Raw genomic sequence first — 22,986 nt, 5'->3', positions numbered from 1 at the left:
GATGAAAAAATTCGCCGCATTCCTCGTCGCCGGGTCGCTGGCGCTGAGTGCCTGCGCGGGCCCCGCGCTGGCCGAGGAGCCCGTCGCCGCCCCCGCCGCCACGCGCGTCGCCAAGGAAGCCAAAGGCCTCAAGACCGCGGTCTTCGCCGGCGGCTGCTTCTGGGGCGTCGAGGGCGTGTTCAGCCACGTCAAGGGCGTCAAGAGCGCGGTCTCGGGCTATCACGGCGGCACGCGCAAGAGCGCGACCTACGACCTCGTCTCGAGCGGCGTCACCGATCACGCCGAGGCGGTAAAGATCACATACGATCCAGCGGTGGTGCGCTATGACCAGCTGCTGCGGATCTTCTTCTCGGTGGTCGCCGATCCGACGCTCAAGAACCGGCAGGGCCCGGACGTGGGCACCCAGTACCGCAGCGCGATCGTGCCGATGAGCGCCGAACAGGACGCGGTCGCCAAGGCCTACCTCGCGCAGCTCGGCAAGTCGGGGCTGTGGGCGAAGCCGATCGTCACCCGGATCGAACCCTACAAGGCCTTCTACGCCGCGGAAGCCTATCATCAGGACTTCATGCTGGCGAACCCGACGCACGGCTACATCCGGCGCTGGGACGCTCCCAAGGTGGCCGCCCTTAAGCGCATGTACCCGGGCATCTACCGCGCGACCTTCCTCAAGGATGCGGGGTAAGCCCCCAGGCCCTCAAGCCGCGAAGCGGCAGGCCGACAAGAACGACCTCTCCCGCCGCCGAGCGAACCGTCGGCGGGAGCGACACCAACCCTACTGGCGCTTGCCCGCATAGCCCATTATATTCGCAGGCATGCCGCAGCACGCACACAGCCACCGGGAACTGGCCGGCGAGGATCTCGTCTCCGAGGCCGCGCGGGCGCTGATCGCGTCGGGCGAGCAGTGGACATCGATGCGCGAGGCTGTCTTCGCCGAACTCGCCCGGCACGATCGTCCGGTCTCGGCCTATGACATCGCCGACAACCTTTCGCGCTTGCGCGGCAAGCGGGTCGCGCCCAACTCGGTCTACCGCATTCTCGACCTGTTCGTGGCGGGCAACCTCGCGATGCGGGTCGAAAGCGCCAATGCCTATCTCGCCAACACCCACCCGGGCTGCGCGCATGACTGCATCTTCCTCGTCTGCGACGAATGCGGCGAGGCCGCGCATGTCGATGACGAGGACGTGAGCCGCGCGGTGCGCGCGATCGCCGCCGCACGCCAGTTCCAGGCGACTCGGCCGGTGCTGGAGATCCGCGGTCTTTGCAAACAATGCGCGTGATGTTGCCTTCTGCGTTGATCTGCCTCAACCCTTGATCGACACGGCCGAAAGGCGGGTGTAAGGCTAGAGGTTATGACACAGCCGCCTTACACTCCCCTGCTCGATCAGGTTGACACGCCCGACGATCTGCGCCGCCTCAAGCCCGAACAGCTCCGCCAGCTCGCCGACGAACTGCGCGCCGAGATGATCGACGCGGTGAGCGTTTCCGGCGGGCATCTCGGCTCGGGGCTCGGCGTGGTCGAGCTGACCGTCGCGATCCACTATGTCTTCAATACCCCCGAGGACAAGCTGGTGTGGGACGTCGGCCATCAGTGCTACCCGCACAAGATCATCACCGGGCGGCGTGACCGCATCCGCACGCTGCGGCAAGGCGGCGGCCTATCCGGCTTCACCAAGCGTTCCGAGAGCGAATATGACCCCTTCGGCGCGGCGCATTCCTCGACCTCGATCAGCGCGGCGCTCGGCTTTGCCATCGCCAACAAGCTCAAGGGCCGGCCGGGGCGCGGGATCGCGGTGATCGGTGACGGCTCGATGAGCGCCGGCATGGCCTACGAGGCGATGAACAACGCCGCGCAGGCGGGCAACCGGCTGATCGTGATCCTCAACGACAACGACATGTCGATCGCGCCGCCGGTGGGAGGGCTTTCGGCCTACCTCGCCCGGATGGTATCCTCGAGCGAATATCTCGGGATCCGCAGCCTTGCCAGCCGGACGATCCAGAAGATGAGCCGCCGTCTGCACGGTGCAATCGGCAAGGCCGAGGAATTCACCCGCGGCATGGTGACCGGCGGCACCTTGTTCGAGGAACTGGGCTTCTACTACGTCGGGCCGATCGACGGGCACAATCTCGACCACCTGCTCCCCGTGCTGGAAAACGTGCGCGACACCTCCGAAGGCCCGGTGCTGATCCATGTCGTGACCGAGAAGGGCAAGGGCTACGCGCCTGCCGAGAACTCCGCCGACAAGTATCACGGCGTGCCCAAGTTCAACGTCATCACCGGCGAGAAGGCCAAGAGCGCGCCCTCCGCGCCCGCCTATCAGGACGTGTTCGGCCTGACCCTCGCCAAGCTCGCCGAGACCGACGAGCGCATCTGCGCCATCACCGCAGCCATGCCTTCGGGCACGGGGGTCGACAAGTTCGCCAAGGCGCACCCGGCGCGCACCTTCGACGTCGGCATCGCCGAACAGCACGCGGTGACCTTCGCGGCGGGCTTGGCTGCCGAGGGCATGCGGCCCTTCGCGGCGATCTATTCGACCTTCCTCCAGCGCGCCTATGACCAGGTGGTGCACGACGTGTGCATCCAGAACCTGCCTGTCCGCTTCGCCATCGACCGCGCGGGGCTGGTAGGCGCCGACGGGGCGACCCATGCGGGGAGCTTCGACATCACCTACCTCGCGACGCTGCCCAACATGGTGGTGATGGCCGCCGCCGACGAGGCCGAGCTGGTCCACATGACCTACACCGCCGCCGAGTATGACGAAGGCCCCATCGCCTTCCGCTACCCGCGCGGCAACGGCACCGGGGTCCCGATGCCCGAGGTTCCGGTCAAGCTCGAGATCGGCAAGGGCCGCCTCGTGCGCGAGGGCGCGAAGGTCGCGATCCTTTCGCTGGGCGCGCGCCTGACCGAGGCGCTGAAGGCCGCCGACACGCTCGAGGCCAAGGGCCTCTCGACCACCGTCGCAGACCTGCGCTTTGCCAAGCCCTTGGACGAGGAACTGATCGCCCGCCTGATGCGCACCCACGAGGTGATCGTCACGGTCGAGGAAGGCGCCATCGGCGGTCTGGGCGCGCATGTGCTGACCTTCGCGAGCGACGAGGGCCTTACCGATAACGGGCTGAAAGTGAGGACGCTGCGCCTGCCCGACACCTTCATCGATCACGACGATCCGATGAAGCAATATGATCAGGCCGGGCTCAACGCGCCGCAGATCGTCGATACCGTGCTGAAGGCGCTGAAGCACAACAGCGCCGGGATCGAGGCGGGCGAGGAGGCGCGGGCTTGATCCTCGCAGCGGCGCTGGCTGCGACGCTTCAGGCAGCGCCGCCCGCCGATGCTCCGGCAATCCCGCCTTACAAACACCTTGATCCCAAGCCGATGCGCGCCGTGATCGAGGCCTGCGGCTTCAAGCAGGTGTGGGTCGGGCGGAACAAGGCCAAGTATTCGGTGGTGCGGGTGAGCGACACCGCCGCCACCGACGAGCAGCTGACCTGCGCGGCAAAGGCGCTAGACACCACTTTCTACAACTACGAATTCTCCCCCGAGCTGACCCCGCGGTTCGCGCCGATCCGGGCAAGCTTTGCGCGCCCGCGCCAATTGGCCGAGGCGCGCGCGCGTTTTGCCAGGGAGCCCGAGCGCGGCCCTCCGCCCGAACGCCTGCCCGACGAAAGCAATGCCGCGCTCGCCGAGCGGGTCGAGACCTTCTGCGGCGCCGATGCCGAGGGCGCGCTGGTGCAGAAGGAAGGCTACACCCTGCTCTCGGACGACTGGATGGCACAGCGCTCCGCGTCCCCAGATGCGATGGTGGCGATGGCCGAGACGATGGGGTGCCTGATGCAGGCCTCTGTTATCGCCGATCTCACGCTGGGACGACCAGCGCCCTAGCGCGGCTTCGTGATCAACAAACCTTCCGGATTGGCGGGCGGCTCCACCGGCGTGATTCTTTCGGCCGGCGGCGAACTGTCGGGAGCCGCGCGCGCCGCCGCCTTCAGCGCCTCCAGCTCCTCCAGCCACATCCGGTCGCGTTCCGAGATCGGTTCGCCCTTCAGCGCGGCGATATCACGTCGCCGCTGGGCGAGGTAGGTCTCGCGGCGCAGACGGTAGGGATCGTCCGAGGCGCGGATGCCCGCGATTTCCTCGTCGAAGGCGAGGCGCTGGTCGAGGCCGTTGATCACGAAATAGCCGACCGCGTACTCGGTCCGGTTGAACGGCTCGCCCACCACCGTCGGCAGCAGCAGCTGATCGAGGATCCGTCCGCCCAGATCGCGCACCGTCGTCGCGCCGGTCACCGGTATGTAGAGATAGGGGCCCGGCCCAACCCCGTAGAAGCCGAGCGTGTTGCCGAAGCCGTTGCGGCGATAGGGCAGATCGGCCTTCTTGCCCGCCACGTCGAACAGCCCGCCCACGCCCACGGTGGTGTTGATCGCCAGCCGCCCGAGGGTCTCGAACGCCTTGCCGACCTTGCCCTGCAGCAGGAAGTTGAGCGCATTGCTCGGCTCGCCGAGGTTGCGCACCACGTTGCCCAGTCCGTCCCGGATCGGCTCGGGCAGCCCGTCGCGATAGCCCCGCGCAAGCGGTTCGACCAGCGCGCCGTCGACCGCCTGGACGGCGCGAAAGCTCTCTTCGTTGATCGCTTCCATCGGATCGCTCTTGGGCGGGCCGACTTCGCCCTGGACCACGATCTCGCCGACCGGCGGCGCGCTGTCCGGCTGCGGCTTTGGCGGGCCTTCGGGGGTATCCTGGACTGCGGCCAGGCTGAAGGAGAGCGGCAGCACCGCGCGGCGCTCGAGAAGGGGTGGCGGCGACGGCAGCGCCACCTGGTCGGCGGCAGGCTGGGCCGCGCCGAGTACGGCGCTCAGCAGCGCGGGCGAGGTCGAAAGCAGCGCAAGTCCGGCCATCGCATTCCTTTCACCTGCGCCATTGCCCCCACGATAGGCGCGCGTCTTCCACGATTCTTGCCCTTTACCCGCGCGATCTTTACGCAAGCCTGACCAGCCCCCGAAGCCCCGCGAAAGGCCCCCATGTCCCTCATCCAGATAAGCCGTGAAGGCCCCGTCACGATCCTCACGCTCGACCGCGCGGAAAGCATGAACCCGCTCGGCGCACCGGGCGACGGGGACGCGTTCGTCAGTGCCCTCACTGCGATCAACCGAGACATGGAATGCCGGGTGGTGATCCTGACCGGTGCGGGGCGGGCGTTCAGCGCGGGCGGCGATGTCAAGGCGATGCGGGACAGGACCGGCACCTTCGGCGGCACCACCCCGGCGATCTCGGACGGCTACCGCGACAACATCCACCTGATGCTGCGCGCCCTGTATGGCCTGCGCGTTCCGCTGATCGCGGCGGTCAATGGCCCGGCGATCGGGCTGGGGTGTGATGTCGCCTGCCTCGCCGACATCCGCATCGCGTCCGAGACCGCGAAGTTCGGGGTGACCTTCCTCAAGCTCGGGATCATCCCCGGCGACGGCGGCACCTGGATCCTGCCGCGCGTGATCGGGATGAGCCGCGCGGCCGAGCTGTTCTACACCGGCGACGTGATCGACGCCGCCACCGCGAAGGACTGGGGCCTCGTCAGCCGTGTGGTTCCGCCCGAGGCATTGATGGACGAGGCGCGCGCGCTCGCGGGCCGGATCGCGCTCCTCCCCCCGCACGCGCTGCGCCACACCAAGAACCTGCTGCGCCAGGGCCAGCAGGTGAGCTACGACACCGCGCTCGAACTCGCCGCCAACACCCAGGCGATGATGCACACCACCGCCGACCATGCGGAAGGCGTCGCGGCGCTCATCGAGAAGCGGCCTGCGGTGTTCACGGGCGAATAGGAGGATGCGCCGCTGGGCTCTGCGCATCGCGGCGGCGCTGACGCTCGCCTATCTGGCGCTGCTCGCCGGGCTGTGGTGGGCGCAGGCGAGCCTCATCTACCCCGCGCCGCAGGATCGCCACGCCCCCGCGCCGGGCTTTGCTGCGGTGACCCTGACGAGCGAGGACGGTCTCGCGCTCGAGGCCCATTGGCGTGCGCCCGACCCGGGCCGCCCGGCGGTGGTCTATTTCCACGGCAACGGCGGCTCGCTCGCCGGGGCGACGCGCGAGACGGCATTGCTGGCGGAGCGGGGCTACGGCGTGCTGCTGGTCGAGTATCGCGGCTATGGCGGCAATCCGGGCGCGCCGTCGGAAGCGGGGCTCTATGCCGACGGGCGCGCGGCGATGGCGTTCCTCGCCGCGCAGGGGATCGCGCCCGCGCGAACGGTGGTGATCGGCCATTCGCTGGGCTCGGGCACGGCGACCGAGATGGCGCGGCAATTCGCCCCGGCAGCGCTGATCCTGCTCGCCCCGTTCACGACCCTTCCCGATGCTGCGGCCTTTGCCATGCCGTGGGTGCCCGCCGAGTTGCTGGTGCGCGATCGCTACGACAACCGCGGCAAGCTTGCGGGCCTCGCGATGCCGGTGCTGGTGCTGCACGGAACGGCCGACGCGGTGGTGCCCTTCACGCTCGGCAAGCGGCTGGCGGCAGCCGGGCCGACCGCGACCTTTCGGGCGGTGGAAGGCGCGGGGCACATGATCTCGCTCGACCCGCAGGTGCAGGCCGCGCAGGCGGATTGGCTAGCGGGGAACAGCCTTTAGAGCCACTTGAACACGCCCGCCGGGATCCCGGCGCGCCATAGGTGAAGCCAGCTCGCCGCCAGCCACAGCCCCGTGCCCACCGCCAACGGCACCGTGCCGACACCGGTGAACTGCCCCAAGCGCGGCCACCAGGAGGTGCGGCTCGACCATTCGGCCCAGGCCTCGCCCATCAGCGCCGCCTTCTTGCCATCCTGCAAGCGCGATCCGACCAGCGACAGCACCCCCATCGCAAGGGCGGTGATCATCGTTCGGGTGCTCCAGAACAGCACCATGTGCGAGAGCGCCCACAGGCCGATCCCCCACATCATCGGGTGGCGCGTGACGCGGAACACGCCCTTGGGCTCGGCGCGTGCCTGCTGCTCTGCGAGCGGGGTCGGGAGCGCGGGGTTGCCGATCAGCGATCCGGCGAGCAGCACCATCGCGGGCCAGGTCAGCAGCGTGGCGATGATCCACCCCGCCTCGCCCGAACCCGGGAGATCGGCGGGCGGCGCGGCGAGGAAGGCGAAATAGACCCAGGCGAGCGCGGCGAAACTCACCACGGTGTAGGCGATCTGGAAGCCCCCCGCCCCGATCGCGCGCACCATCGGCATCCGCAGGGGGTGCGACATGGCGAAGTGCGAGCCGACGAAAGCGGCATTGGCCGCGGCGAGCGTGATCAGATCCCCATCCATGGCCGCCAAGCTAACATGGGTTGGCAAGGCCGCCTAGCCGCGCTTCACGCAAGTTCCACCCTGGCGCTCGGCAGCCCGGTCGGCACGATCGTCGCCTGCGCCGCGGCAACGTGGACCGGAGCCTCGCCCTCGCTCTCGGCCCAGACATCGGCGCGCACCACCACCTGGCGCTTGCCCGCCTTGATCACGGTGCCGCGCGCGCGCAGCCGCTCGCCCTTGGCCGGGCGCAGGAAGTCGATGGTGTAGCCCCCCGTCACCACGTCGCCCGCCACCGAGGCCCCCGCCCAGGCGCAGGCATTGTCCGCCATCAACCCGACGATCGCTCCGTGAGCGAAGCCGTGGTGCTGGGTCATCTCGGGGCGAAGTTCGAGGGTGAGTTCGCTCTCCCCTTGCCACACCCTGACCGGCTCGACATCGAGCCAGCTGGAGAAGCCCGACCGGGCGACCGCGACCTGCTTCATGTAGGCGATTGCGGCTTCGGGGCTGTCGAAGCGGGTGACGGGGGAGGTCGACATGGGAGACTCCTTAAGTCTGATTCACAGACTTTATGCGCCTTGCCATCGGCGCGCGCAAGTCTGATAATCAGACGATGAAAACCTATCGCCTCTCCCGCGCGCCGTGCCCCGTCGCCCGCGCCGCGCGCCTGCTCGGCGATCGCTGGGTGCTGCTGATCCTGCGCGACGCCTTCCTGGGGGCGGAGCGGTTCGAGGAATTCGTCGCGCGGCTCGGGATCAATCGCGCCGCGCTCACCTCGCGGCTGGCGATGTTGCAGGAGGCAGGCCTGCTCCGCCGCGACCCGCCCGAAGGCAAGCGCGCGCGCTATGTCCTGACGGAGAAGGCGCAGGCGCTGGTGCCGCTGTTCACCGAGTTGGCGGGCTGGAGCGCCGCGCACCTCTACGGCGAGGGCGAGACCGCCCCGCCCTGGCCGCCACTACGGGGTGACTAGCCGCCGATCCCGATCAGTTCGACCTTGAACACCAGCGTTGCATTGCCCGGGATCGGTCCGCGCCCGACCGGGCCATAGGCAAGGTCGGCGGGAATCGCGATCTCGATGATCTCGCCCACGCCCATCTGGGGAATGGCGATCTGCCAGCCGGGAACCAGCCGCGCCAGCGGGAAGGTGGCCGGTTGCCCCCGCGCATAGGAGCTGTCGAACACCGTCCCGTCGAGCAGCTTGCCCTCGTAGTGGACGGTAACCACGTCCGAGACCTTGGGCTTCTTCTCCGAGGCCAGATACTTGAGCCAGCGCCAGCGCAAGCCGCCCTCGGCGGTGTACCACCCGTCCTCCGCCTTGAGGCCGAGAAGGTAAAGCTGCTGCTGCGCGTGCCACGCCGGATTCTGGGCGTTGGCGTCGGGCGCCTTGTCCTGCGCGGCGGCAGGGGCGCCGGAGATCACGGCGGCGAGCAGCAGCGCGCCCGCCAGCGCGGCGAGGGGCTTCGCTTGCATGCCCATCACCAGTCGTAGGCCTCGGGCCGCTGGCTTTCGTCCAGCTCGCGGTAGCGATCGCGCAGCCGCGACTGGTGGCTGGTGAGATCCTGCTTCACCCCGCCGATGAACACCTGGGTGGGCACCGCGCCCGCCTCGAGCGGGTCCTCGCTCCAGATCACCACATCGCCGAGCGCGCCGGGCTTCAGCACCCCCGCCTTGCCGCCCATCCCGCTGATCTCGGCCGGAACCGAGCTGATCGCGGCGAAGGCCTGCCCCCAGCTCATTCCCGCCGCGCCCGGCAGCCGGTTCAGCGCGACGAGATTGCCCGCCACCTGCTGCAGGCGGCGGGGGTTCTGGAGCGAGTCGGCGTTGATCGCGACCTTCACGCCCGCGCGCATCATGCGCCCGGCGTTGGACTGGGTCGCGCCCAGCTGTTCGAAGCTGGCAGGCAGATCGTTGAGGCCGTTGGCGATCACCGGCACCCTGGCGGCGGCGATCTCGCTTGCCACCATCCACCCCTCGGTCGCGCCCACGAGCACCAGATCGAGCGCCGGGAACTCGCTCTTGAGCGCGAGCGCGCCGCGGATGTCGGAGGCGCGTTCGGCGGCGACATAGAGCTTCTGCTTGCCCGTCACCACCGGCACCAGCGCCTCGGCATCGAAGCGGCTGAGCAGGACTTCGTCGTCCTTGACGATCTCGGTGGTCTGCGGCGTGCCGGGCTTGCCCGCGAGCGCCTGCGCCTCGCGCAGGGAGGCGCGCAGCAGCAGGTGCGCCGCCGGACGGCTGCCGCCCGCAAGGCGCGCCCCGTTCTCGCCCAAGTCGACCATCTGGAACGCGCGCGCCTGCATCACCGGGGTCGCATCGCCATCGAGGTCGATGATCGCGCCTTGCCCCGCAAAGATCGAGCCGGTCGGCACGGTGGTGGTCGCCGCGCGGGTGATCCCGGCGGCGCGGTGGACGAGGATGTGCTGCGAGAGCGGGTTGATACCGGTCGCCGCATCGAGCGCCGCACTGAAGGGCGAGGCGGCGGCGCGCGAGTCCTCGGTCTCGCTCACCGCCGAGACATCGGCAAGGCCGAGCGTGGTGACGGTCGCGAAGATGCCGGGGGTAACGTAGGCGCCCCTGGCATCGACCGGCGTGCCGCCCGCAGGGGCGCCAGCGGCGGGGCCGGCATAGACGACCTTGCCGCCCTGAACGACGACTGTGCCGCCCTCGATCGGCTCGCTGCCGTCGCCGACGACGACCCGGGCATTGGTGATGGTCACGTCCTGCGCCATGGCGGGCGCGGCGCAAAGGGCCAGAGTGCTGGCCGCTAGTGTGAGGAGCCGCTTCACTTCACATCTCCTTCACCGGGCTGGCCGAGCTCGAAATCGCTCACCGGACGCGTCTTGGGGTTGAGCGCATCGAACATCAGCGCCCCGTCGATCCACACCTTCTCGGGCCGCGAATAGACCGAGAGCGGATCGCCGTTCCACAGCACCACGTCGGCCATCTTGCCGGTCTCGAGGCTGCCGGTCATGTCGCCGATCCCCATCGCCTTGGCGGCGTTGTAGGTGATCCAGCCGATCACGGTCGCATCGGGGATGTCGATCCCCACCCGCGCGCCGGCGGCCTGCGCCTTGGCGGCCTCCTGATTGAGGCGCTGGATGTCGTTCTCGTCGTCCGAGTGGATCACCACGCAGGCGCCCTCGCGCTGAAGGAAGGCAGCGTTCTCGAGGATGCCGTCGTAGCTTTCCATCTTGAACCCGTACCAGTCGGCCCAGATCGCCGAGCACACGTCATTCGCGCGCAGCAGGTCGCCGATCTTGTAGGCCTCGACCGCGTGGTGGAAGGCGGCGACCTTGTAGCCCATCTCCTTGGCCATATCGAGCACCAGCGCCATCTCGTCGGCGCGGTAGCAGTGGTTCTGGATCAGGATCTCGCCCTTGAGCACGCCGACCAGCGTTTCCTTGCCGAGATCGCGCTTGGCCTTCTTGTCGTTGGCATAGTCGATCGCGGCGAGCCACGTCTCGCGGTTGACCGCAAGGTTGCCCATCCGGGTCGAGGGCATCCGCCCGCGCTCGCCATAGACGCGCTTGGGGTTTTCCCCGCAGGCCATCTTCATCGAGTAGGGCGCGCCCGGGAACTTCATCCCCTGCATCGTGCGCGCCGGGACGTTCTTGAGCGTCACCGAGCGCCCGCCCATCAGGTTCGCCGAGCCGGGGAGGATCTGCAGGCTCGTGATCCCGCCATTCGCCAGCGCGCGGCTGAAGCCGGGGTCCTGCGGCCAGACCGAGTGTTCGGCCCACACCTCGGGCGTGGTCGGACTGGTCGCCTCATTGCCGTCCGAATGCGCGTCGACACTGGGCGAGGGGTAATCGCCGAGGTGCGAGTGAATGTCTATGATGCCGGGGGTGACAAACTTGCCGGTGCCGTCGAACAACGCGATGTCGGCCGGGATCGGCGTGTCGGGGCCGCCGACCGCGACGATCTTGCCGCCGCTCATGAAGACGACGCCATTGTCGATCTTCTTGCCGCGCCCGTCATAGATGGTCGCGCCCCGGATCGCGGTCGCGACATTGGGGAAGGGCTTGTAGGTCGAGGGGTAGACCGGTTCGCCCGGCTTGATGGCTGCGAAGGCGGGTGCCTCGGCGGCCTCCTCGTCCTTGCCCTTCTTCTTGTCCCGCTCTTTCGCGTCGGCGACGGTGGCCCCCGCGATCAGCGCCAGTGCGCTCGCAAGGGTGGCCAGCGCGCCTGAACGGGCGCGCCACTTCGATTCTCGATACATGCAAACCTCGCGTTATTCCGCTCCACTTGCTTTGGAACGGAAAACGCGAGGTTTGTCCATGGTGTCGGACGAAATTCGTGTCCGGTGAACGTTACGCGGCGGGGCCGGTGACGGGGCGGATGCCGGCCTGCTGCGCCTCGGCGTCGCCGAAGACGCGTTCGGCTTCGGAGACCGCACCGTCGTCGCGCAGCGTGTCGAGGTGCATCAGCTTCCTGATCAGCGGGCTGACCAGCAGCACCCCGACGCCGACCGCCACCGCGATCCAACCGATCTGCGAGTAGACCCCGAGCACGACGTCCTTGCCCGCACCCTCGCCCGAGGCGGCTTCCGAACCCGTCGCGGCGGCGATCAACCCGGCGGCGAAGTTGCCGGTGGCCGAGGCGAAGAACCAGGTGCCCATGATCAGCGAGGCCATGTGCGCCGGAGCCAGACGGTTCATTGCCGACAGGCCCACGGGGCTGAGGCACAGCTCGCCGGTGGTGTGGAGCAGGTAGATGAGGAAGATGAACAGCACCGGGGTGAGGTTCCCGGTCGCCGCGCCCGCGACCAGCACGAGGAAGCCCGCACCCAGCTGCATCAGCGCAAGGCCGAACTTGGCCGGGGCCGAGGGCTCGAGCCCCTTGCGCCCGAGCCACGTCCACAGCGCCGCGAATACCGGGGCCAGCAGCACAATGTAGGCCGCGTTGACTGACTGGAACACCGATGCCGGAACCTCGAAGCCGAAGATCGTCCGGTCGACGTGACGATCCGTGTAGAGGTTGAGCGAAGAGCCCGCCTGTTCGAACAGCGCCCAGAACAGGATCGAGCCGAGGATCAGGAACATCGCGGCGAAGATCCGATCGCGATCCTCGTTCCGGCGCGTGAAAGCCTCGTAGACCATCGCCAGCAGCATGCCGATACCACCCGCCGCGGCCACTGGCACCATGGCCGAATTGCCGATACCGACCATCAACATACCGAAGATCGCCACGGCTGAAGAGAACAGGAAGAAGCCCAGCGACGGCTTGGGTGCGCGATCAAGCGAGCCATAGGGAATCTGGAAAGCAGCAATGTAGAGCACGTAGCTGACCAGAGCGATACCGAATGTTCCGAGGAGCGTGCCGACCACGCCCTGATTCTGGACCATCCACCACGCCATCCCGACAGCCGCCAGACCGACGGCATAAAGGCCCCATTCGGTGCCCTTCGTCAGCGCAATCGGCGGCTCGCCGCGGCCCAGCAGCAACGGCTTGAACACGGTGAACACGATCAAGCCGAGCAGCATCCCGAAGCCCGCCGCGCCGAAGCCGTAGGCCCAGCCGTAGGTCTCGCCGAGATAGCCGCACAGCAGCGAACCGAGGAACGCGCCGAGATTGATGCCCATGTAGAAGATCGTGTAGGCCCCATCGCGCCGCACGTCGGTGCGCGGGTAGAGCTGGCCGACGATCACCGAGATGTTCGCCTTCAGGAAGCCCGAGCCGACGATGATGAAGGCCAGCGCCAGCCAGAAGATGCTGAGGCTCGCCGCGTCTTGTCCGCCATTCCCTTCGAAGCCCATCAGGAAGTGGCCGAAGGTCAGCAGCACCGCGCCATAGGTGACGGCCTTCCTCTGCCCGAGATACTTGTCGGCGAGATAGCCGCCCAGCACCGGGGTGATGTAGACGAGCGCGGTATAGGCGCCGTAGATCACGCCCGCCTGCGCGTCGTCGAAAAGCCAGTGCTTGGTGAGGTAGAAGATCAAGAGCGCCCGCATGCCGTAGTAGGAGAAGCGCTCCCACATCTCGGCGAAGAAGAGGACGAACAGACCCTTGGGGTGGCCGAGGATTGTCCCGGCGCTGTCCCCGTGCGGAAGCTCAGTTGTGGCCATGCTTGTTTGAATCCCTGAAGTGCGCCCCTCTCGCGGACGCGGTCCCATGGCCGCGCACCCTAGCGCGTGTTGCGCGAGTGTGAAGCATTTGTTGCGGATGAATCCCCGTGGGCTCTCCTTGACCGCATGGCTGTATTATGGCACTGATGCACCTCGCAAGGGACTCCAGCCGCCATGAACCCCAACCGCCCCGTCTACTTGAAGCTGCGCGACCAGATCGCCGCGGCGATCATCGACGGGGTCTATCCGGAAGGGGCGATGCTCCCCTCGGTGCGCGCGCTCGCGGCGGAACAGAGGGCCAATCCGCTCACGGTCGCCAAGGCCTACCAGCAGTTCCAGAACGACGGGCTTGTCGAGGTGCAGCGCGGCGTGGGCATGTATGTCGTGCGCGGCGCGGCCGAGCGGCTGCGCGCGGCCGAGCGCGAGGCTTTCCTGCGCGAGGAATGGCCCGAGATCCGTAACCGGATGGCGCGGCTGGGCCTCGATCCGGCGGATCTTGCGCCGACCTCCTGACAAGTTCCTAACTTACAGCGCTGTAGGTTGCGCTGTTTCCCGTAATGTGACACTTTGCATGCAATTCCGGGTGGCGGGATTGCATAAGTCGCACGCTTGGGATTAAAGGGGCAGCCTCACGGGTCGGAGGCGCGTAATATAAACGACGGGGTAACCCGCATAGCGGCGTCAGCGTGGTCGGGCCATGCTGGCCGCCGGGAGATCGGTATGATCAGATCCGAACTGTTGCAGGAATTGCACAAGGACAACCCAGACCTCCGCGCCGACGAGATCGAGCAGGTGGTGGACATCTTCTTCGACGAGATCGCGCAGCGGCTGGCCGAGGGCGGACGGGTGGAGCTGCGCGGCTTCGGCGCGTTCTCGACCCGCGAGCGCGAGGCGAGAAGCGGTCGCAACCCGCGCACCGGCGAGACGGTGGACGTGCCCTCGAAGCGCGTGCCCTACTTCAAGGCCGGCAAGGAAATCCGCGAGCGGTTGAACAAGTGAGTTGCGAGGGCGCCTCCGCGCCCTCGTCCTCGGCGCTATTCCCTCCGCTTCGCTCCGGGGCGCCTGCGGCTCGCGCCGTGCGCTCGCGGTCGCTGCGCGACCGAGCCAGCGCTCCCTTCATCGTTAGCGTTTGGCGCTGATCGGCCCCGAAGGGCCGCAAGCGCGAACGCGCGTCCGCAGGTGCTCGATCCGGCAGGGATCGAAACGCACCGAGGACGAGGGCGCCGAGGCGCCCTCGCAAAACAGATCACGCCGCGCGGGGCATGGGATCATCATGCGCTAGGCCGGGCACGGGGAGCGCGCGCTCGATCTCGAGCGCGGCGAACACCAGCTCGATCAGGCGCTCGCCTCCGCCGCTCATGCTCACGTCGACCGGCAGCATGCCGAGCGCGGCCATGTCGCCCGCCTCGTCGTCCCCCGGCACGGCGATGATCCGCGTCATCGTCGGCGCGCGGGTCTCGACCAGCGGAGTGAGCTCGCGCGAGACATCGGTGACGCCGGTCGCGATCACCAGCACGCTGCGGCGGTCCATCCCGATTGCGTCCCAGCTGCGCGGGTCGGCCGGGTTGGCGCGGTGGACGTGGTAGCCATCGGCAAGCGCGGTCTGGAAGCGGTCGTGATCGGGCTCCAGCGCGAGATAATCGACATCGTTGAAAGCGAGCGCATCGGCGACCGCGCGGCCCGCAGTGGTCATGCCGATGATGACGACCGCCGCGTCGTCGCCTGCCATCTTGCTGTCGGGCGGGCCCTGCCGGAGCCGCCCGGCAAGCTTGCGCCCGAGATTGGAGACGAAGGGCGTCGCCGCGAGGCTGATCGCGATCGCGGTGACCATCGTCGAGACCAGCCGCGGCTCGGCCAACCCGGCGACCGCGGGCAGCGCCAGCAGCACCAGCGTGAACTCGCTCCCCTGCCCGAGCAAAAACCCGAGCTGGATCGAGCCCGGCACCGACCAGCGGTTGAGCAGCGCGGCGACCACGTTGAAGGCGCATTTCGCCGCGATCACCCCGAGAGTCATCGCCACCACCAGCTGCCAGTCGCGCACCAGCTGCGCCGGGTCGATCGACAGGCCGACCGAGATGAAGAAGAAGCTCATGAACAGCCCGCGGAAGGCATCGATCTCGGTCTGCACCAGGATGCGGTAGCGCGAATCCGCGACCGCCATCCCGCCGAGGAACGCGCCCAGTGTCAGCGACAACCCGGCCATCCCCGTCGCCCACCCGGCGGCGAGCGCGATGAACAGCGCGGTGGCGGTGTAGACCTCGGTCGTGCCCGCGCGGGCGATCAGGCCGAAGATCGGCTCGGTCAGGAACCGCGCGAAGAGCACCGCGATGGCGAAGGCGGCGAGTGCCTTGGCCCCCGCCATCCCCAGCGCCGGGGCGAGCGCGCCCCCGCTGGCGAGCGCGCCGGCGGTCACCAGCAGCAGGATCGCGGCGATGTCCTGAAAGATCAGGATTGATTGTGCCGCGCGGCCCACCGGGCAGTCCTCCTGGTCGCGTTCGCGGATAAGGCCGATGACGACCGCGGTGGAGGACAGGCCCATCCCGAAGCCCGCGATCACCGCGAAGGTCGGCGGCAGGCCGAAGGCCCAGAACAGCGCGGCAAAGGCCCCGCCCGCAACGATCATCTGCAGGCTGCCGAAGCCGAAGATATTGCCCGCCTCAGCGCGGATGCGGCCCAAAGAGAAGTGCAGGCCGAGGTTGAACAGCAGGAACATCACCCCCGCTTCCGCCATCGCGGCGACCACCGGCCCGCTGAAATCGGCCGCCATTCCGAGGCTCGAGAGGCCCAGCCCCATGCCGAGATAGCCGACGATCGGATTGAGCCGCAGCGCGCGGCTGCCCAGCGCTGCGGCAATGCCGAGCCCCAGCAGCGTGATCGCCGGCTGGATCGTGTGCACCACCGAATGCGCGTCTGTCATTTCGCCCGCCATCACGCGCCTTGCCCAAGTGATTATCCTGAGACGCCCAAATGGGGCTTGCGAGGCGGACTGGCAAGCGCGTGCGGCGGGCTCTGGCCATGGCCTGCCGATCTGTGGCAAGGGCGCAAGTATGCGGGCGTGGCGGAATGGTAGACGCCGGGGACTTAAAATCCCCTGATCCTTGATCTTGCGGGTTCGAGTCCCGCCGCCCGTACACCGGCCCCCGAAGGCCCGACGGCGCCCCTGTCTGCGTCAATTTGACAGTGCCGCATGGGGTCGGCCCGGGGGCGCCATTATCCTGGCCTTAACGCCTTCCTGCGTAATCCCTCATGAGAAGCGCGGGATCAGACCGTCCCGTGCATGTCTCGCCAGTGCCAGGACCAGGGGCTGTCGGGTTGGGACAACAGGCATGGAACCAGCGAGCCAACACGCACGCCTCGAACCCGTTCCGGAGCAGCCCGGCGACGAGCAGCGCACCGCGCCTCGCTTCACGCTGCTGATCCGGGCGGCCAAGCTCGTCTCGGCGCAGGGCGAGTTCGTCTGCGTGATCCGCGACGTGTCCGAGACCGGGGTGAGCGTGCGGCTGTTCCACGGACTGCCCTCGTGCAAGGACTTCGCGCTGCACATGCCGGCCGGCGCCGTTTACGAGGTCGCGCGGGTCTGGCACAAGGGCAACGAGGCGGGCTTCACCTTCGCAGGCCAGGTCGAGGTCGACACGCTCGTCAACGAGGCGAGCGACTATCCCAAGCGCGGGCTGCGCCTCGCGCTGTGCTTCCCGGTCACGGTGAACTTGCTCAGCGGACAGTTCGAGGCGCTGGTCGAGAACTTCTCGCAACAGGGCGCGCGGCTGACCTGCGACCAGCTGCTGGCGATCGACCAGACGCTGCGCATCGCCATGCCTGCGGTCGGCGGGGGCAAGCCGCGCGAGGTGCGCGCCAAGGTGCGCTGGCGGCGCGACCAGCATTACGGGGTGGTGTTCGACGACACCTTCACCCTCGGCGATTTCGCGCGGCTGGCGGCGCTGCTCCAGGCCCCGGCGCTGCTCGAGAACGGCGGCGCGCCCGCGTCCGCCGCCGCGCCTGCCGCCTAGGCGGGGACGAACTTCAGCGCGACGCCGTTGATGCAGTGGCGCTTGCCGGTGGGCCTCGGCCCGTCACCGAAGATGTGCCCAAGGTGCCCGCCGCAATCGGCGCAGTGCACCTCGGTGCGCGGGTAGCCGATCAGGTAGTCGGTCGAAGTGCCCACCGCGCCCTTGTCGATCGCCTGCCAGAAGCTCGGCCAGCCCGTGCCGCTGTCGTACTTGGTCGCCGAGGAATAGAGCTGGTTGCTGCACGCGGCACACACGAAGGTGCCCTTGCGCTTTTCCTTGTTGAGCGGCGAGGTGAACGCGCGTTCGGTCCCCGCCTCGCGCAGCACGTAATACTGGTCGCGGGTCAGCAGCTTCTTCCATTCGGCATCGGGTCGGCCCTTGGGGTAGCTCTTGGCCTCGGCCGGCGAGGCGCCGCAGGCGCTCACGAAGGGCAACAATCCGCCGATCGCGGCACTCGCGGCGAGCAGGCGGCGGCGGTTCAGGAAGGGCAGGCGCATGGGTATCTCCGTAGGGCGGGCGCTGTGCCCGCCCCTCTTTTACGTCGAAAACCGCCGCCGGGTTTCAGCCCGCGAAAAAACTCAGAAAGTCGTGATCTCGACCTCGAGCTTGCGGAAGCCGTGGACGAAGTTCGCCCGCACCCGCTCGACATCGCCCGCGACATGCACCCGCATCCGGCGCTTGTGCATTTCCTCGAGCAGCACACGCAGCTGCAATTCGGCCAGCCGCGCACCGACGCAGCGGTGGATGCCGTAGCCGAAGGCGAGGTGGCGGCGCGCGTTCTCGCGGGTGAGGTCGAGCTTGTCGGGATCGTCGAACACCTCCTCGTCGCGGTTGGCGCTGATGTACCACAGCACCACCTTGTCGCCCGCCTTGATGGTCTGGCCGAACACCTCGGTGTCCTGGGTGCAGGTGCGGCGCATGTGCGCGAGCGGGGTCTGCATCCGCAGGCATTCCTGCACCGCGTTGGGGATGAGGTCGGGGTTCTCCTCGAAGGCTTTGCGCTGGTCGGGGAACATGTCCATGGCATGGATGATCCCGCTCATGGTGTTGCGGGTGGTGTCGTTCCCGCCGACGATCAGCAGCACCAGGTTGCCCATGAATTCCTCGGGCCGCATCTGGTTCATCGCCTCGGAATGGATCATCATCGAGATGAGATCATTGCCCGGCTCCTTGTCCATCGTGCGCTCGATCCAGAGCGTCTGGAAATAGGCTCCCATTTCGTGGAGGATGCCCCAGCGCATCTCGTCGAGCGCGCGGATCGAGCCGAGCTCGGTATCGCCCGACCAGTCCGACCAGAAGGTCAGCAGGCGGCGGTCTTCCCAGGGAAAGCCGAAAAGGATCGCGAGCATGCCGGTGGTGAGCTCGATCGACACGGTATCGACCCAGTCGAACACTTGCCCGCGCGGCAGGCTGTCCAGCAGCTCGCCGGTGCGCTGACGGATTTCCCTCTCCATGTCGGTGACGGCCGAGGGCGTGAACTTGGGCGCGACGGTGCGGCGCTGGCCGGTGTGCTGCGGACGGTCCATCGCGATGAACATCGGCAGCTCGCGCCGCTCGATGGTGGAATCGGCCAGTTCCTCTTCGCTGAGGCGGTTGAGGATGGTGATCCCGCCATGCTCCCAGCTCGACGAGAACAGCTCGGGCAGGGCCTCGATGTGCTGGATCGCCTTGTGTCCGACCACCGCCCAATAGGGGCCGAAGGGGCTTTCGGGGATCCAGTGGAGCTGGCCCGCCTTGCGCATCTCGGCAAAGATCGGCTGCCACTTATCCTCGAAATAGATGTCCGAGCGGCTGACGTCCCACGGATGGCTGTGCCGGAGCCGCTCTTCAGGATGCTGGGCGAAATGGGCCTGAAGCGCGTCGTAGGAGGAAGGCTCGCGCCGCACCTGCGGACGCTGGATTCCGGGCGGGGTGGGGGCAATCGTGGCCATGTCTGTCTCCCGTCGGGCGGCGCTTATCGGGTGGGGCCGCTTCTGAACGAGTCGCAGTCTGACGCAACTTACAGCAATGTCAATATGGGTTGCATTTCGGGACGGATTGGGCGCTTTCCTACAAGCCGCCCGCCTGACCTGTCTCGGGGGACGAGCCGCTTCGCCCCTGCCGCAAGCGAGTGCCTGCAACCGCGCAGGCGGCCCCGCGCCGGGGTGGCCCAGGGTCGCCCCGGAGGTTGGCTCAGGCGGTGAGTTGCGCGCCCTTGCTGGCCTTGTCGCGGCCAGCGCCGCCCGATTTCATCACCCGCTTGCGGAACAGCAGCGATCCGGCCTTGACGATCCCCACCACCGCGATCCCCTGCCAGGCAAGCGCGAGCGCGTGGGTCCACAACTCGCTCTCCATCGCCGCACGCGCGAGCATCGCGAAGGGCGAGGACAGCGGGAAGGCGATCGCGGCCATCTCCACCGGCGAGCCGGGCTGGTTGATGGTGTAGGCGGCAAGGAAGAACACCATCAGCTGGAGCATGGTGACCGGCATCGAGAGCGTCTGCACCTCGCGCACCGAGGTCGCCATCGAACCGATCGTCAGGAACAGCGCGCCCAAGAGGAGGTAGGCCATCGCGAAGTAGAGCACGCCGAGCAGCACGAACAGCGGCCAGCCCACCGCGGGCGCGGGCAGGTTGGCGATGTCGAAGCCGGTGACGCGGGTGATGACCTCGCCAGCCCCGCCGAACAGGGCAAAGCCGGCGAGGCCCCACACGGTGATGCCGACGAAGGAGACCGCCAGCATGGCGAAGAGCTTGCCCATGAAGACGGCATCCATCGGGATCGCGGCGGCGAGGATCTCGATGATCTTGTTGGCCTTCTCCTCGACGAGATTGGACAGCACCATCCCGGCGAGCAGCATGGTGAGCAGGAACAGCAGCATCTGCGCGATCTGCGCGGTCTGGATGCGGGTGGTGCGCTCGTCGGCGGCGCTGGTGGCGACCGGAGTGGCACCGACCTGCGGGAAGGCGGCAGGCTCGGCGGCGAGGGCGTGGCCCGCGATCAGGCTGACCGGCCCCTGCCAGCGCGCGATCTGGCCCTCGGTGCCGACGAGGACCGGGCTCTGCGGGGTGCCGGTGAGGATCGCGGCATAATTGCCCTGGCGCGCCTCCATGAAGGCCCGCGCGTCGAATGCCGGGTCCTCGGCCGCCTCGGGCACGGGCTGGAGCCGGGGGAGCGCGAAGGGCAGCTGCGGGGCGAGGCGCTCGCCCGCGGCCAGCATGGCGGCGGTATCGCCCGGGCTCATCGCGACCCCGACCTCGTAGGAGACCGCGTCGCGCTGGACCTCGCCGCCGATCGAACCGGCGAGCCCGCCGACGATGACGGGGAAGAGCGGGCCGAGCAGAAAGAACAGGAAGGCGCGGGAGAACAGCACCGCGACGAAGTCCCGCCTGGCGATGACCCAGGCAGCCTCGAGCGCGGAGAGGCGGGGGCGGAGCGGCAGGTCGGTCATGCTTGGGCTCCTTCGCTGTCGGCGGCAAGCTGGCGCGCGGCGGCCTCGCCCGCGATGGCGACGAAGGCGTCGTGGAGCCCGGCGCGCTCGATCGAGAGCGAGAGGATCCCCGCCTCGCCCTCGATCAGCCCCTTCAAAAGCGGTTCGATGCCGCTCTCGGGGAGCGGGAAGTGGAAGAAGTCGCCGTTGCGGCGGGTCTCGGGCGGCAGCGCGGCGAGCCACGCCCCTTCACGTGCCCGGGTCTCGAGCCGCACCTGCGCCGGGATGCGATCGCGCGCGGCCTCGACGCTGCCGGCATAGGGCACCTTGCCCCCGGCGATGATCGCGACGCCCTCGCACAGCCGCTCGGCATGGTGGATGACGTGGGTGGAGAAGATCACGGTGACGCCGTCGTCGGCCAGCGCGCGGATCATCAGCTCGAGCTTCCCCTGGTTGATCGCGTCGAGCCCCGAGAAGGGCTCGTCGAGCACCACCAGGCGGGGTTCGTGGACCAGCGTGCCGAGCAGCTGGACGGTCTGCGCCATCCCCTTGGAGAGCTGGCGGATCTGGCGGTCGGCAGCATGGGCGAGGCCGTGCCGCTCGAGCAGCTCCACCGCGCGCTTGCGGCCCTCCTTCAAGGGCAGTCCGCGCAGCGCGCCCATGAAGGCGATCGCCTCGATGCACTTCATCGCGGGGTAGAGCCCGCGCTCTTCGGGGAGGTAGCCGATCAACCGGCCGATGTCGTGCGGGCGGTCGTGCCCGAACACGCGGCGCACGCCTTCGTCGGGGTCGATGATGCCGAGCAGCATCCGCAGCGTCGTGGTCTTGCCTGCACCGTTGGGGCCGAGGATGCCGTAGATCGCGCCCTCGGGCACCGAGATGTCGACGCCGTCGACCGCGCGGGTGCCGTCGAAGCTCTTGACCAGCCCGCGCGCCTCGATCGCGAGGGGCCGCGCATCGTCGGGAACGGCCGTCGATCCGTGGGAATGATTGCCCGAGAGGGTCTGATCGCTTACCGCCATGTCCATGGCTTACGCGGTTAGCGGTCAGGATTAAACGGAGCCCTTGCCGAAAATGGTTAACTCGCCCGCAAGCCTTGCCGAAGAGGTGCGCCAACAGGCGCTCGCCTCCGGCTTCGCGGTGTGCGGGTTCGCTCCGGCCGCCGAGAACCCGCTGCGCTCCGCCCGGCTGGAGGAGTGGCTGGGCGAGGGGCACCACGGGTCGATGGAATGGATGGCGGCGCGTCTCGATCACCGCCGCGCGCCGCAGGGGCTGTGGCCCGAGGCGCGGAGCGTCATCGCGCTCGGCATGAGCTACGCCCCCGGGCATGACCCGCTGGCGCTGGAAGGATGGGGCGAGCACGCGCGCATTTCGGTCTATGCCCAAGGCAAGGACTATCACGATGTCGTGAAGAAGCGGCTGAAGGCGCTCGCCCGGTGGCTGGTGGAGACGGTGCCGGGCGCCGGGGTCAAGGTGTTCGTCGATACCGCCCCTGTCATGGAAAAGCCCTTGGGCGAGGCTGCGGGGATCGGGTGGCAAGGCAAGCACACCAATCTCGTCAGCCCCACCCATGGCAGCTGGCTGTTCCTCGGCGCGATCTACACGACGCTGGACCTAGCCCCCGCCGAGCCGCACCGCGACCAGTGCGGTTCTTGCCGCGCCTGTCTCGACGCCTGCCCTACGCAAGCCTTTCCTGCGCCCTACCGCCTGGATGCGCGGCGCTGCATTTCCTACCTCACGATCGAGCACAAGGGGCCGGTGGCGGAGGAATTCCGCGAGGCGCTGGGCAACCGCATCTATGGCTGCGACGATTGCCTGGCGGTGTGCCCGTGGAACAAGTTCGCGAGCGCGGCACAGGCGATGAAGGAATTCCTTCCCCGCGCCGAACTGGTCGCCCCGCGCCTCGCCGAGCTGCTGGCGCTGGACGATGCGGGCTTCCGGGCGCTGTTCTCGGGCTCGCCGATCAAGCGCATCGGGCGCGACCGGTTTGTGCGAAACTGCCTCTACGCGGCGGGGAACAGCGGGAATGCGGCGCTGGCGGAGCAGGTGGAGGCGCTGACCCGCGATCCCGATCCGGTGGTGGCCGAGGCCGCGGAATGGGCGCTGGCACGACTTAAGCGCTGAGTTCTGCGCTCCCCCACCCCTCGCGGGAGGGGGTTGGGGGGAGGGGGCTTCACGCCAGCGGTTACGCGGCGAGGCCTGTGGCCTCGTCCCCTCCCCCAGCCCCTCCCACAAGGGGAGGGGAG

23 protein-coding genes and 1 tRNA gene are annotated in these 22,986 nt (G+C 68.4%); 12 read left to right on the top strand and 12 right to left on the bottom strand.

What is annotated here, in order from left to right:
* Window position 1: 1 nt before the first annotated feature.
* From msrA to AX692_RS04125, 4 genes are all read left to right on the top strand, one after another.
* Entirely contained in the window at window positions 2-682 is a 681-nt protein-coding gene (gene msrA / locus AX692_RS04140; protein WP_073977569.1) for a peptide-methionine (S)-S-oxide reductase MsrA, read from the top strand.
* 130 nt (window positions 683-812) lie between these two features.
* On the top strand, window positions 813-1,277 hold the full coding sequence (locus tag AX692_RS04135) for a Fur family transcriptional regulator (protein WP_073975002.1): 465 nt from the start codon (window positions 813-815) through the stop codon (window positions 1,275-1,277).
* A 72-nt stretch (window positions 1,278-1,349) separates the two neighbouring features.
* Window positions 1,350-3,281: a 1-deoxy-D-xylulose-5-phosphate synthase gene (dxs, locus tag AX692_RS04130; protein ID WP_073975001.1), complete on the top strand. Its 1,932-nt coding sequence runs from the start codon at window positions 1,350-1,352 to the stop codon at window positions 3,279-3,281.
* Window positions 3,278-3,880: a hypothetical protein gene (locus AX692_RS04125; RefSeq protein WP_073976978.1), complete on the top strand. Its 603-nt coding sequence runs from the start codon at window positions 3,278-3,280 to the stop codon at window positions 3,878-3,880. Before dxs ends, AX692_RS04125 begins: the two co-directional genes overlap by 4 nt.
* Here AX692_RS04125 and AX692_RS04120 read toward each other — a convergent pair.
* The gene (locus AX692_RS04120) at window positions 3,877-4,893 is read right to left on the bottom strand and encodes a VacJ family lipoprotein (protein WP_073975376.1); all 1,017 of its coding nucleotides are present in this window, start codon (window positions 4,891-4,893) and stop codon (window positions 3,877-3,879) included. The two genes, AX692_RS04125 and AX692_RS04120, sit on opposite strands and share 4 nt — an antisense overlap.
* 123 nt (window positions 4,894-5,016) lie before the next feature.
* Between AX692_RS04120 and AX692_RS04115 the strand changes: the two genes are divergently transcribed.
* Both AX692_RS04115 and AX692_RS04110 read left to right on the top strand, forming a co-directional pair.
* Window positions 5,017-5,814, top strand: coding sequence for a crotonase/enoyl-CoA hydratase family protein (locus tag AX692_RS04115; RefSeq protein ID WP_073975377.1), 798 nt, complete (start codon window positions 5,017-5,019; stop codon window positions 5,812-5,814).
* Between the two features lie 4 nt (window positions 5,815-5,818).
* A complete protein-coding gene (locus AX692_RS04110; RefSeq protein ID WP_073975378.1) occupies window positions 5,819-6,613 on the top strand; it encodes an alpha/beta hydrolase in 795 nt (264 codons plus the stop codon).
* Here AX692_RS04110 and AX692_RS04105 read toward each other — a convergent pair.
* Both AX692_RS04105 and AX692_RS04100 read right to left on the bottom strand, forming a co-directional pair.
* Entirely contained in the window at window positions 6,610-7,284 is a 675-nt protein-coding gene (locus AX692_RS04105) for an NnrU family protein (protein WP_073975379.1), read from the bottom strand. The two genes, AX692_RS04110 and AX692_RS04105, sit on opposite strands and share 4 nt — an antisense overlap.
* A gap of 44 nt (window positions 7,285-7,328) precedes the next feature.
* Window positions 7,329-7,799 carry a PaaI family thioesterase gene (locus AX692_RS04100; protein ID WP_073975380.1) on the bottom strand — a complete coding sequence of 157 codons (471 nt, stop codon included), beginning with the start codon at window positions 7,797-7,799 and terminating at the stop codon, window positions 7,329-7,331.
* Window positions 7,800-7,873: 74 nt separating this feature from the next.
* On the opposite strand from AX692_RS04100, the gene AX692_RS04095 reads away from it, so the two are divergent.
* Window positions 7,874-8,230 (top strand): winged helix-turn-helix transcriptional regulator, encoded by a 357-nt coding sequence (locus AX692_RS04095; RefSeq protein WP_073975381.1) that lies wholly within the window; start codon window positions 7,874-7,876, stop codon window positions 8,228-8,230.
* Here the strand turns inward: AX692_RS04095 and AX692_RS04090 are convergent.
* The 4 genes from AX692_RS04090 to AX692_RS04075 form a co-directional block, all read right to left on the bottom strand.
* Window positions 8,227-8,736 carry an FKBP-type peptidyl-prolyl cis-trans isomerase gene (locus AX692_RS04090; RefSeq protein WP_230961031.1) on the bottom strand — a complete coding sequence of 170 codons (510 nt, stop codon included), beginning with the start codon at window positions 8,734-8,736 and terminating at the stop codon, window positions 8,227-8,229. The genes AX692_RS04095 and AX692_RS04090 overlap by 4 nt on opposite strands.
* A complete protein-coding gene (locus tag AX692_RS04085; protein ID WP_073977568.1) occupies window positions 8,736-10,046 on the bottom strand; it encodes an amidohydrolase family protein in 1,311 nt (436 codons plus the stop codon). The genes AX692_RS04090 and AX692_RS04085 overlap by 1 nt, the downstream gene beginning before the upstream one ends.
* The gene (locus tag AX692_RS04080) at window positions 10,043-11,479 is read right to left on the bottom strand and encodes an amidohydrolase (protein WP_073974566.1); all 1,437 of its coding nucleotides are present in this window, start codon (window positions 11,477-11,479) and stop codon (window positions 10,043-10,045) included. Before AX692_RS04080 ends, AX692_RS04085 begins: the two co-directional genes overlap by 4 nt.
* A 91-nt stretch (window positions 11,480-11,570) precedes the next feature.
* Complete coding sequence (locus tag AX692_RS04075) at window positions 11,571-13,325, bottom strand: peptide MFS transporter (RefSeq protein WP_073974565.1); 1,755 nt, start codon at window positions 13,323-13,325, stop codon at window positions 11,571-11,573.
* 174 nt (window positions 13,326-13,499) lie between these two features.
* On the opposite strand from AX692_RS04075, the gene AX692_RS04070 reads away from it, so the two are divergent.
* The gene (locus AX692_RS04070; protein ID WP_073974564.1) at window positions 13,500-13,838 is read left to right on the top strand and encodes a GntR family transcriptional regulator; all 339 of its coding nucleotides are present in this window, start codon (window positions 13,500-13,502) and stop codon (window positions 13,836-13,838) included.
* A 207-nt stretch (window positions 13,839-14,045) separates the two neighbouring features.
* Window positions 14,046-14,324, top strand: a complete 279-nt coding sequence (locus tag AX692_RS04065) for an integration host factor subunit beta (protein WP_073974563.1) — start codon at window positions 14,046-14,048, stop codon at window positions 14,322-14,324.
* 247 nt (window positions 14,325-14,571) lie between these two features.
* On the opposite strand, the gene AX692_RS04060 is transcribed toward AX692_RS04065, so the two are convergent.
* Window positions 14,572-16,242: a cation:proton antiporter gene (locus AX692_RS04060; protein WP_230959518.1), complete on the bottom strand. Its 1,671-nt coding sequence runs from the start codon at window positions 16,240-16,242 to the stop codon at window positions 14,572-14,574.
* Window positions 16,243-16,374: 132 nt separating this feature from the next.
* On the opposite strand from AX692_RS04060, the gene AX692_RS04055 reads away from it, so the two are divergent.
* Both AX692_RS04055 and AX692_RS04050 read left to right on the top strand, forming a co-directional pair.
* Window positions 16,375-16,456, top strand: a tRNA-Leu gene (locus AX692_RS04055).
* Window positions 16,457-16,651: 195 nt separating this feature from the next.
* A complete protein-coding gene (locus AX692_RS04050) occupies window positions 16,652-17,332 on the top strand; it encodes a PilZ domain-containing protein (RefSeq protein ID WP_073974561.1) in 681 nt (226 codons plus the stop codon).
* Here the strand turns inward: AX692_RS04050 and msrB are convergent.
* From msrB to AX692_RS04030, 4 genes are all read right to left on the bottom strand, one after another.
* Complete coding sequence (msrB, locus tag AX692_RS04045; RefSeq protein WP_073974560.1) at window positions 17,329-17,829, bottom strand: peptide-methionine (R)-S-oxide reductase MsrB; 501 nt, start codon at window positions 17,827-17,829, stop codon at window positions 17,329-17,331. The two genes, AX692_RS04050 and msrB, sit on opposite strands and share 4 nt — an antisense overlap.
* An 81-nt stretch (window positions 17,830-17,910) precedes the next feature.
* Complete coding sequence (locus tag AX692_RS04040; RefSeq protein WP_073974559.1) at window positions 17,911-19,263, bottom strand: cytochrome P450; 1,353 nt, start codon at window positions 19,261-19,263, stop codon at window positions 17,911-17,913.
* Window positions 19,264-19,504: 241 nt separating this feature from the next.
* Window positions 19,505-20,761, bottom strand: coding sequence for an ABC transporter permease (locus AX692_RS04035; protein ID WP_073974558.1), 1,257 nt, complete (start codon window positions 20,759-20,761; stop codon window positions 19,505-19,507).
* On the bottom strand, window positions 20,758-21,762 hold the full coding sequence (locus AX692_RS04030; RefSeq protein WP_419470482.1) for an ABC transporter ATP-binding protein: 1,005 nt from the start codon (window positions 21,760-21,762) through the stop codon (window positions 20,758-20,760). Before AX692_RS04030 ends, AX692_RS04035 begins: the two co-directional genes overlap by 4 nt.
* A gap of 52 nt (window positions 21,763-21,814) precedes the next feature.
* On the opposite strand from AX692_RS04030, the gene queG reads away from it, so the two are divergent.
* Entirely contained in the window at window positions 21,815-22,864 is a 1,050-nt protein-coding gene (queG, locus tag AX692_RS04025) for a tRNA epoxyqueuosine(34) reductase QueG (protein ID WP_073974556.1), read from the top strand.
* The last annotated feature ends 122 nt before the right edge of the window (window positions 22,865-22,986 follow it).

It is taken from the genome of Erythrobacter donghaensis, assembly GCF_001557325.1.
In the GTDB taxonomy this organism is placed as follows: domain Bacteria; phylum Pseudomonadota; class Alphaproteobacteria; order Sphingomonadales; family Sphingomonadaceae; genus Erythrobacter; species Erythrobacter donghaensis_B.
Note: the sequence above shows the minus strand (reverse complement) of the source record. Positions and strands in the feature narration are given on the sequence as shown.

Excerpts from the sequence above, each read along its gene's own strand:
- msrA (WP_073977569.1), top strand. The coding sequence starts at position 2 with ATGAAAAAATTCGCCGCATTCCTCGTCGCCGGGTCGCTGGCGCTGAGT.
- AX692_RS04135 (WP_073975002.1), top strand. The coding sequence starts at position 813 with ATGCCGCAGCACGCACACAGCCACCGGGAACTGGCCGGCGAGGATCTC.
- dxs (WP_073975001.1), top strand. The coding sequence starts at position 1,350 with ATGACACAGCCGCCTTACACTCCCCTGCTCGATCAGGTTGACACGCCC.
- AX692_RS04120 (WP_073975376.1), bottom strand. The coding sequence starts at position 4,893 with ATGGCCGGACTTGCGCTGCTTTCGACCTCGCCCGCGCTGCTGAGCGCC.
- AX692_RS04115 (WP_073975377.1), top strand. The coding sequence starts at position 5,017 with ATGTCCCTCATCCAGATAAGCCGTGAAGGCCCCGTCACGATCCTCACG.
- AX692_RS04110 (WP_073975378.1), top strand. The coding sequence starts at position 5,819 with ATGCGCCGCTGGGCTCTGCGCATCGCGGCGGCGCTGACGCTCGCCTAT.
- AX692_RS04105 (WP_073975379.1), bottom strand. The coding sequence starts at position 7,284 with ATGGATGGGGATCTGATCACGCTCGCCGCGGCCAATGCCGCTTTCGTC.
- AX692_RS04100 (WP_073975380.1), bottom strand. The coding sequence starts at position 7,799 with ATGTCGACCTCCCCCGTCACCCGCTTCGACAGCCCCGAAGCCGCAATC.
- AX692_RS04095 (WP_073975381.1), top strand. The coding sequence starts at position 7,874 with ATGAAAACCTATCGCCTCTCCCGCGCGCCGTGCCCCGTCGCCCGCGCC.
- AX692_RS04090 (WP_230961031.1), bottom strand. The coding sequence starts at position 8,736 with ATGGGCATGCAAGCGAAGCCCCTCGCCGCGCTGGCGGGCGCGCTGCTG.
- AX692_RS04080 (WP_073974566.1), bottom strand. The coding sequence starts at position 11,479 with ATGTATCGAGAATCGAAGTGGCGCGCCCGTTCAGGCGCGCTGGCCACC.
- AX692_RS04075 (WP_073974565.1), bottom strand. The coding sequence starts at position 13,325 with ATGGCCACAACTGAGCTTCCGCACGGGGACAGCGCCGGGACAATCCTC.
- AX692_RS04070 (WP_073974564.1), top strand. The coding sequence starts at position 13,500 with ATGAACCCCAACCGCCCCGTCTACTTGAAGCTGCGCGACCAGATCGCC.
- AX692_RS04065 (WP_073974563.1), top strand. The coding sequence starts at position 14,046 with ATGATCAGATCCGAACTGTTGCAGGAATTGCACAAGGACAACCCAGAC.
- AX692_RS04060 (WP_230959518.1), bottom strand. The coding sequence starts at position 16,242 with ATGACAGACGCGCATTCGGTGGTGCACACGATCCAGCCGGCGATCACG.
- AX692_RS04050 (WP_073974561.1), top strand. The coding sequence starts at position 16,652 with ATGGAACCAGCGAGCCAACACGCACGCCTCGAACCCGTTCCGGAGCAG.
- msrB (WP_073974560.1), bottom strand. The coding sequence starts at position 17,829 with ATGCGCCTGCCCTTCCTGAACCGCCGCCGCCTGCTCGCCGCGAGTGCC.
- AX692_RS04040 (WP_073974559.1), bottom strand. The coding sequence starts at position 19,263 with ATGGCCACGATTGCCCCCACCCCGCCCGGAATCCAGCGTCCGCAGGTG.
- AX692_RS04035 (WP_073974558.1), bottom strand. The coding sequence starts at position 20,761 with ATGACCGACCTGCCGCTCCGCCCCCGCCTCTCCGCGCTCGAGGCTGCC.
- AX692_RS04030 (WP_419470482.1), bottom strand. The coding sequence starts at position 21,762 with ATGGCGGTAAGCGATCAGACCCTCTCGGGCAATCATTCCCACGGATCG.
- queG (WP_073974556.1), top strand. The coding sequence starts at position 21,815 with ATGGTTAACTCGCCCGCAAGCCTTGCCGAAGAGGTGCGCCAACAGGCG.